This window comes from Bradyrhizobium sp. UNPF46 (assembly GCF_006658625.1).
In the GTDB taxonomy this organism is placed as follows: Bacteria; Pseudomonadota; Alphaproteobacteria; order Rhizobiales; family Xanthobacteraceae; genus Bradyrhizobium; species Bradyrhizobium nitroreducens.
In genome coordinates this window covers 180,561-188,112 of sequence record NZ_LFJB01000027.1, presented here as the reverse complement: position 1 = coordinate 188,112, position 7,552 = coordinate 180,561, and the positions used below count along the sequence as shown (strand labels likewise).

General features: G+C 64.4%; 6 protein-coding genes and 1 pseudogene. 4 read left to right on the top strand and 3 right to left on the bottom strand.

The genetic code is table 11. The features are described from left to right. Window positions 1-90: 90 nt before the first annotated feature. A complete protein-coding gene (locus UNPF46_RS13245; RefSeq protein WP_100178242.1) occupies window positions 91-897 on the bottom strand; it encodes a lytic murein transglycosylase in 807 nt (268 codons plus the stop codon). A gap of 175 nt (window positions 898-1,072) precedes the next feature. Between UNPF46_RS13245 and UNPF46_RS13240 the strand changes: the two genes are divergently transcribed. From UNPF46_RS13240 to UNPF46_RS13225, 4 genes are all read left to right on the top strand, one after another. Beyond that, a complete protein-coding gene (locus UNPF46_RS13240) occupies window positions 1,073-1,600 on the top strand; it encodes a hypothetical protein (protein ID WP_142250300.1) in 528 nt (175 codons plus the stop codon). 122 nt (window positions 1,601-1,722) lie between these two features. Further along, window positions 1,723-2,664, top strand: a complete 942-nt coding sequence (locus UNPF46_RS13235; RefSeq protein WP_181769909.1) for an OmpA family protein — start codon at window positions 1,723-1,725, stop codon at window positions 2,662-2,664. 115 nt (window positions 2,665-2,779) lie between these two features. Then, window positions 2,780-3,118, top strand: a complete 339-nt coding sequence (locus UNPF46_RS13230; protein ID WP_142250298.1) for a hypothetical protein — start codon at window positions 2,780-2,782, stop codon at window positions 3,116-3,118. 526 nt (window positions 3,119-3,644) lie between these two features. Beyond that, a complete protein-coding gene (locus tag UNPF46_RS13225) occupies window positions 3,645-3,881 on the top strand; it encodes a hypothetical protein (protein WP_100178238.1) in 237 nt (78 codons plus the stop codon). Window positions 3,882-3,938: 57 nt separating this feature from the next. Here the strand turns inward: UNPF46_RS13225 and UNPF46_RS13220 are convergent. Together UNPF46_RS13220 and rpoD are read right to left on the bottom strand one after the other, a co-directional pair. After that, a pseudogene (locus UNPF46_RS13220) lies at window positions 3,939-4,715 on the bottom strand (DUF817 domain-containing protein); the annotation flags it as partial. A 408-nt stretch (window positions 4,716-5,123) separates the two neighbouring features. After that, window positions 5,124-7,265, bottom strand: coding sequence for an RNA polymerase sigma factor RpoD (gene rpoD / locus UNPF46_RS13215; RefSeq protein WP_142250297.1), 2,142 nt, complete (start codon window positions 7,263-7,265; stop codon window positions 5,124-5,126). Window positions 7,266-7,552: the final 287 nt, after the last annotated feature.

The following is a 7,552-nucleotide window of genomic DNA, read 5'->3' as shown; positions in this document are numbered from 1 at the left end:
GAGTCCTCTTCAGAATCCATATCGCTGGACCGCGCAATACCACCCTCAAAACCACATGCGATTCCCCTGCCCCTCCAGGGGAGGGTGTCCTCACTGCCCCGCCAGCCGGTCGGCAAAATAGCCGATCGTCTTCCGGTAGATCACCGCCCTGTTCCACTCGCGCATCGCCTCGAAATTGGCGGTGCCTTCGCCGTAGGGCTGGCCCATCTTGAAGCCATTGGTGTGGAGCAGGTTCGCGGTCGAGGCGAGCACGTCGGGGACGCTGTGGCGGAGATCGACGTGGCCGTCGCCATCGAAATCGACGCCGTATTTGATGTAGGACGACGGCAGGAACTGGGTCTGGCCGATCTCGCCGGCGAAGGCGCCGATGAGGTCGCGCAGCGGCAGGTCGCCGCGCTGCACGATCTTGAGCGCGGCGAGCAGCTCGCCCTGGAACAGATCGGTGCGGCGGCAATCATGCGCCAGCGTCGCCAGCGTGCGGACCACCGGCATCTTGCCGATGTCGCCCTTGCCGAAATCGCTCTCCAGGCCCCAGATCGCGACCAGGATGTAGCGCGGCACGCCGAATTGCTGCTCGATGCGCGAGAGCAGCGCGGCGTGGCGCTGCAGCAGCGCGCGGCCGCCATTGATGCGGCCGGGACCGACGCGGGTCGAGACATACTGCTCGAAGCTCTTGTTGAAGGTGTGGCGCTGGCGCCGGTCGAAGGCGAGCACCGCGCCATCAGGGGTCACGCCGCTGAGCGCCGCATTGGTCACACTCGCCGAGACGCCGGCCGCCTGGGCCTCCTGCGCCATGGTGGCGACGAACGCGTTGAAGTCGCCGCCGCAGCGCGCGGCCTGCGCCGCCCCGCCGGCCAGACACAGGATGGACGCGGCGGCGAGAAGCAGTCTCAGCATGTGGAGCAATCCCTTGAAGGAAAATCGTGGCGCGAAGCAGCGCGCGGATCATGCCCGGGAAAGCAGCGAGCGTCAAAGCACGAGGTTTCAAGGCACACGGCTTGATCCGCATCAAACTGTCTCACGCCCTGCTTTCTAGATTGGAAGCGAAGAGAGCCACCCAGGAGAGGCACCCATGACCGGAATTACCTTGACCGCCGAGCAGATCCGCAATGCCCCCGCAGCGGTGCGGCAATGGATCGAGCAGGAGGTGATCGGTTCGCTCGGCCTCAGCCCGCGCGCGCCCGTGACGATCCCGCCCCAGGCCTCCCACCTCGTCGCCTGCAGCGTGGAGGACGTCGCCGGCGTGCTGGAGCACATCAGGGGCGTGCTTCCGGCCGTGAACGTGCTGCTCGAGCTCGGCCGCCCCGGCATCAATTTCGGCCAGCCCGCGGTGATGACGTTCCGCCTGATGGATATCCTGCATCACACCCGCCTGCCCGACATCGGCGGGGTCATCACGTGCCTGGAGATGATCAACCAGGCGCTGACGGAGGTGAAGAAGGACCCCTCCGTTCGGTTCTGCGGCTTCGACAATGAAGGCCACTGCCTGATCGCGCCGCAGACGCAAGCCAGCATCGCAACACTGTGGCAGACCATGATGGAACGCCAGCAGGCGGCGCGGCAGCGCGAGGCGGCCGGGCGCGCCGCTCCGGCGGCGTAAGTCGGCAGCAGCGAATTTCGGAACGATCGGCTCGAGAAGGATGCGCCGGTTAGAACCGGCGGGGCGGCGCGCGAGACTAATGTCTTGCGTCCCATCCCTCCCGCAACCGACAGAGAGTGCCGATGTCCGCGCCGCAAAACATCCCGGGAATGCTCGTCCTTGCCGTCCTGCTCTCCCTGCACGCAGTTCCCGCCTCCGCGCAGACGCGCGACGTGGCGGGCGCGCGCGACTATCCCGGCATCGGCCGGTTCGCCGGCAGCGTCGTCACCGGCTATGTCGTGAAGGATTTCGATGCGGCGCGGATGCAGGCGGCGAGCTTCAGGGATGGCCAGCCGACCGATGCGCGGCGGCTCGAAGGCCGCATCATCCGCATCGCCTATCGCACCAATCCCGGGCCCTCGATCCTGGAGGTGTCGCGCAATTTCGAGACGCAGCTTGCCAAGGCCGGCTTCGAGACCTTGCTGGCCTGCGACACCGACGCCTGCGGCGGTATTCCCTTCACCGAGAGCATCGACGCGCTGCCAATGCCGCAGATGTGGGTCGATGGTTTCAACTACCGCTATGTTGCCGGCCGCAAGGTCGAGGGCGGACGCGAGACCTATGCCAGCGTCATCGTCAGCCAGAACAACCAGGACGTCACCGCGCAGGTCACCGTCGCCGAGGTCGGGGCCATCGCGAACAAGATGGTCGACGCCGCCGCGATGGCGAAGGGCCTCGGGGAGACCGGCCACATCGCACTCTACGGCATCTATTTCGACACCGACAAGGCGGTGCTGAAACCGGAAAGCCGCCCGACACTGGAGCAGATCGCAAAACTGCTCGCGAGCCAGCCGCAGCTGAGCGTCTTCATCGTCGGCCACACCGACAGCCAGGGCGCCTATGAATACAATCTCGATCTGTCGAAGCGCCGCGCGGAAGCGGTCGCAGCCGAGCTGGTGAAGAGTTTTCGGATCGTGCCGACACGCCTGCGCACCGCCGGCGTCGGATTGCTGGCGCCGGTCGGGTCCAACGCGACGGATGCGGGGCGCGCACTCAACCGGCGGGTGGAGCTGGTCGCGCCATGAAACATTGCGTCCGGGTTTGATGCGGGTCAATATCGCGGCACGGATGACATGAGATGGATGGCAGACATCCATTCACTCCGTCATCCGGGCTCGACAAAGTCCGAGGCAACCGGCCATGCCCGACCATCAGAACAGGCCAACTAGCGCCCTGCTCCGCATTCCCCTGTTTCGCCTGCTCGCCATCAACCTTGCGATCGGCGCCTGCGCGGCGGCAATTCTCGTCGGCGGCCTGCTCTGGCTCAATCCCGGACATCTGCGCGAATTGATCTTCGCCGACTCGTCGCCCGGCATCGCGCTCGCACTGCTGCTGGCGTCCTTTCTCATCACCTTCGGCTCGGCCGCGATGGGCAGCGCGATCATGGCGCAGGGGCGCAAGGAGGACGACGGCAAAGGCGGCGGACACGGATCGCGACTCGCCATGCAGGAAGTGGCGCAGCGCACGCGCACGCATTGAGACATGCGCGGCGACGGTGGAGCCGCCTCGCGCCCAGGGGATCACAGTATCTGCACGCAGGCGGGAAGATATGCAGGCTGGTGCGCCCTCCGACGCAACGCACGTCACGCACTGCGTTGCGCGGGCCTCGCGAAGATGAACAAAGTGGTTCGATAATCCAAACAATTGCTTCGACATGCGCGAGCACCGGATATCGCAACCAGCGCATATCTGCTGCGCTCGCTGCGACACCAGCACGCCTCGATTTGCCTTGCCATCGCAGGGCGCTTTCTATAACCTTCTATTTTAGGTTGTCGCCCCGCCAGCCCCGGGCGACACTGAAGACCAAAATAAACGGCGGGCTCCGAGCCCGCCGTTTATTGAGGCAGGGTCTTCAGCGAAGGAACCCAGCAGACGGCATCAACGCCTGGCAGCCGCCCCGCAGCCCGTTCAACCAGCCGCACCATGCCCCGTCGGGGGCCGCAGCCAAGGTCGATCGCTGCCAAAGTCATTTGACTGCGGCGCTCCAATCGACGAAAAGCCGGCCATGGCCAAGAAACCCGGAACCAATCCCAAAGGCGAATTTGCCTTCTTCAACGTCGTCTATGAGGACGATTCCCAACGCTCCAACCGCCGCGTCCCCTCCGAGCTGCTCGGCGGCCTCGACGGCGACGAACCCGCGCGCAACTTCATCATGGAGCAGGACCGCGAGATCGCCGAAAAGGGCGGCCGCCCGGCGCTGGAGATCAAGCGGCTCGAGCGGGTCGGAGCGAAGAAGAAGTAGCGCGGCCACCGCCGCCAACGCGGGCATGGCCGGAGCCGTCTTGCTCGGCCCGCGCCGAACCCGCGGTTTGTTGATCAGGCTCACCAGCGTGTAGCTGATGATCAGCAGCAGGAACCACGAACCGAACTTGGCGGGCGAGACCATCGCCCAACCGTGCTGCTGGGACGGATAGAGCCATGTCCGCGTGAAGGTGCCGATATTCTCGGCGAACCAGATGAACGCCGTCACCAGGATAAGTCCGAGCAGCAGCGGCATCGAACGGTCATCGTTCCAGACCCTGAAATAGACCGTCGTGCGCGCGAACAGCAGCGCGGCTGCGCCGAACAGAACGAGGCGCAGGTCCGGCACATAGTGATGGCTGAAGAAGTTGACGTAGATTGCCACGCTCAGCGCCACCAGCTTCCAGCGCGGCGGATGCCGCTCGAAACGGAAATCGAATAGGCGCCACACGCGGCAGAGGTAGCTGCCGATGCATGAATACATGAAGCCGGTGAACAGCGGCACGCCGGCGATCCTGAAGAAGCTCGGGTCGGGGTAGATCCAGGAGCCGACCGACGTTTTGAAGATCTCCATCACCGTGCCGACGACGTGATAGATCAGGATGATTTTCGCCTCGTCCAGCGTCTCCAGCCGCGTCGCGAGCAGCATGATCTGGACCACGATCATGCAGAGAAACAGGAAGTCGTATCGGGCCAGTGGCGCTGCTGCCGGATAGTAGCGCCAGGTCGCGATCATCAGCGCAACCGCGATGCCGCCGAACAGACAGGCCCAGCCCTGCTTGATACCGAAGCGAAGGAATTCATAGGCAAATGCCGTCGCTCGGCGGCGGGCCATGAAGCGACCGAGCCGCCGTTCGCCGACGATGAAGCGACGCAGGGGCGGCCAGATCGCGGCGGCGCTCGGCGGCGTGACGCCGGGTGCAGACGCTTCGGGCAGAGGTGATTGATCGGAGGCATGAAACACGGTCGAGGTGTGGCGGTGGACCGCGGTCAAAGCATGACGTTTCCATGCAAGGTTTGAGCAGACCAAAATGTGGCGGGATCAGCCTATGAAGCAACGGCTGCTTGCGTGGGGACGCAGGCCTCTCAGCCCGTCATTGCGAGCGCAGCTAAGCAATCCCAGAATCCCTCCGCTGAGACGGACTGGATTACTTCGCTGCGCTCGCAATGACGGAGAGAAAGGGATCGAAACAAAAACGGCGGGCTTTCGGCCCGCCGTTTTGCTCTGGATTGGTGTTTGCGCTCAGTTGTCGAGGAACGACCGCAGCTTCCGGCTCCGCGACGGATGCTTCAGCTTCCGCAGCGCCTTAGCCTCGATCTGCCTGATACGCTCGCGCGTCACCGAGAACTGCTGCCCCACTTCTTCCAGCGTGTGGTCGGTGTTCATGCCGATGCCGAAGCGCATGCGCAGCACGCGTTCTTCGCGCGGGGTGAGCGAGGCGAGGACGCGCGTGGTGGTCTCGCGCAGGTTCGACTGGATCGCGGCGTCGATGGGCAGGATCGCGTTCTTGTCCTCGATGAAATCGCCGAGATGTGAATCCTCTTCGTCACCGACCGGCGTTTCCAGCGACAGCGGCTCCTTGGCGATCTTGAGGACCTTGCGGACCTTCTCGAGCGGCATGCCGAGCTTTTCGGCGAGCTCTTCCGGGGTCGGCTCGCGGCCGATCTCGTTGAGCATCTGCCGGCTCGTGCGCACAATCTTGTTGATCGTCTCGATCATGTGCACGGGGATGCGGATGGTGCGGGCCTGGTCGGCAATGCTGCGCGTGATCGCCTGCCGGATCCACCACGTGGCGTAGGTCGAGAACTTGTAGCCGCGGCGATACTCGAACTTGTCGACCGCCTTCATCAGGCCGATGTTGCCTTCCTGGATCAGGTCGAGGAACTGCAGGCCGCGGTTGGTGTACTTCTTCGCGATCGAGATCACGAGACGGAGGTTGGCTTCCACCATCTCCTTCTTGGCCTGGCGGGCTTCGCGCTCGCCCTTCTGCACGGAGTGCACGATCTTGCGGAACTCGATGATCTCGAGGCCCGTCAACGCCGCGAGCTGATGCACCTCGTGACGGAGGTCCTTGATGCGGTCCTTCTCGTGGTGGACGAAGTTCTTCCAGCCCTTGGCGGACAGCTTCGAGACACGGTTGAGCCAGCGCGGATCGAGCTCCGAGCCGGTGTAGTTGCGCAGGAAATCCTCGCGCGCGACGCCGTGGCTGTCGGCGAGGCGCATCAGGCGGCCCTCATGCGAGACGAGGCGCTTGTTGATGTCGTAGAGCTGCTCGACCAGTGAGTCGATACGCGCCTGGTTGAGGCGCAGCGACTTCACCTCGACGATGATCTCGTCCTTGAGCTTGCGGTACTTGCGCTCCTGGTGCGGCGACAGCGAGGGACCGTGCGAGGTGCTCTCGAGCTGGTTCTGGATGTCCTGCTCTTGCAGCTTGCGCAGCTTCTTGTAGCTCTCGGCGATCTTGTCGAAGATCTCGACGACCTTCGGCTTGAGCTCGGCCTCGATGGCCGCAAGCGACATCTGGTTCTCGAACTCGTCGTCCTCGTCCATGTCGGCTTCGGCCGCGGACTCGGCGGGATCCTTCTCGGCTTCGCCACCGGCAGGTGCCGCCCGGAACGGGGTCGGCGCCGGAGGCGCTGCGGGCGGGGCGACATGCGCGGGCGCGCCGGCGGCGGCAGGCTGGCCGCCCTCGGCGGAGGCTTCGCCGTTCTCGCCGGCGGGACCTGCGATCATCGCAGTGTTCATGCCGGCCTTGGCGTCGGGGCCGGCATAGGTGGCTTCGAGATCGATGATGTCGCGGAGGAAGATCTTGCCTTCGTTCAGCTCGTCGCGCCAGATGATGATGGCCTGGAAGGTCAGCGGGCTTTCGCAGAGGCCCGCGATCATCGCCTCGCGGCCGGCCTCGATGCGCTTGGCGATCGCGATTTCGCCCTCGCGGGACAAGAGCTCGACCGTGCCCATCTCGCGCAGATACATGCGCACGGGATCGTCGGTGCGCTCGCCCGGCTCGCTCTTCTTGACCTCGGTGACGGCCTTCTGGGTGACCTCGACGAGCTCGTTGTCGGTCTCGTCCTCGCCCTCGTCCTTCTCCTCCTCGCCTTCGGAGTCGTCGGCTTCGGTGACGTTGATGCCCATGTCCGAGAGCATCGACATGATGTCCTCGATCTGTTCGGGCGAGGTCTGGTCGGACGGCAAGACTTCGTTGAGCTGATCGAAGGTCACGAAGCCGCGCTTCTTGGCCTGCTTGATCATCTTCTTCACGGCCGCGTCGGACAGATCGAGCAAGGGCGAGGGCGCGTCCTGGGAATCCTTCTCCGGAGCATCCGCTGCCTTGTCGTCTTTTTCCTTGTCCTTCGCCTGCAGCGTCTTTGCCTTGGTGGCCATCCATTGCTCCTAAACGCGCTTCATGCGAGGCGTCGCCGCGCCTTGCGTGAATTCACATGAACCTGTTGCCCGACGCTCTCGCTTCGGCAGCTCTCGACACGGAAAGGGCGGCGCACATGTCTCTCGCCACCCCCAACTCTCTCTCGCCGGAATTGCCTAACGCTTCGTCAGCCTCTTTGTCGCAGCGGATGCAGGTGTAGTGCCAACAGCGATTGCGCGGATTCATTCCTGACGCGTCTGTTCTGCCTGCGGCCGCCTCTGGGCCAAAGTGCTACAAGACCGTTAAG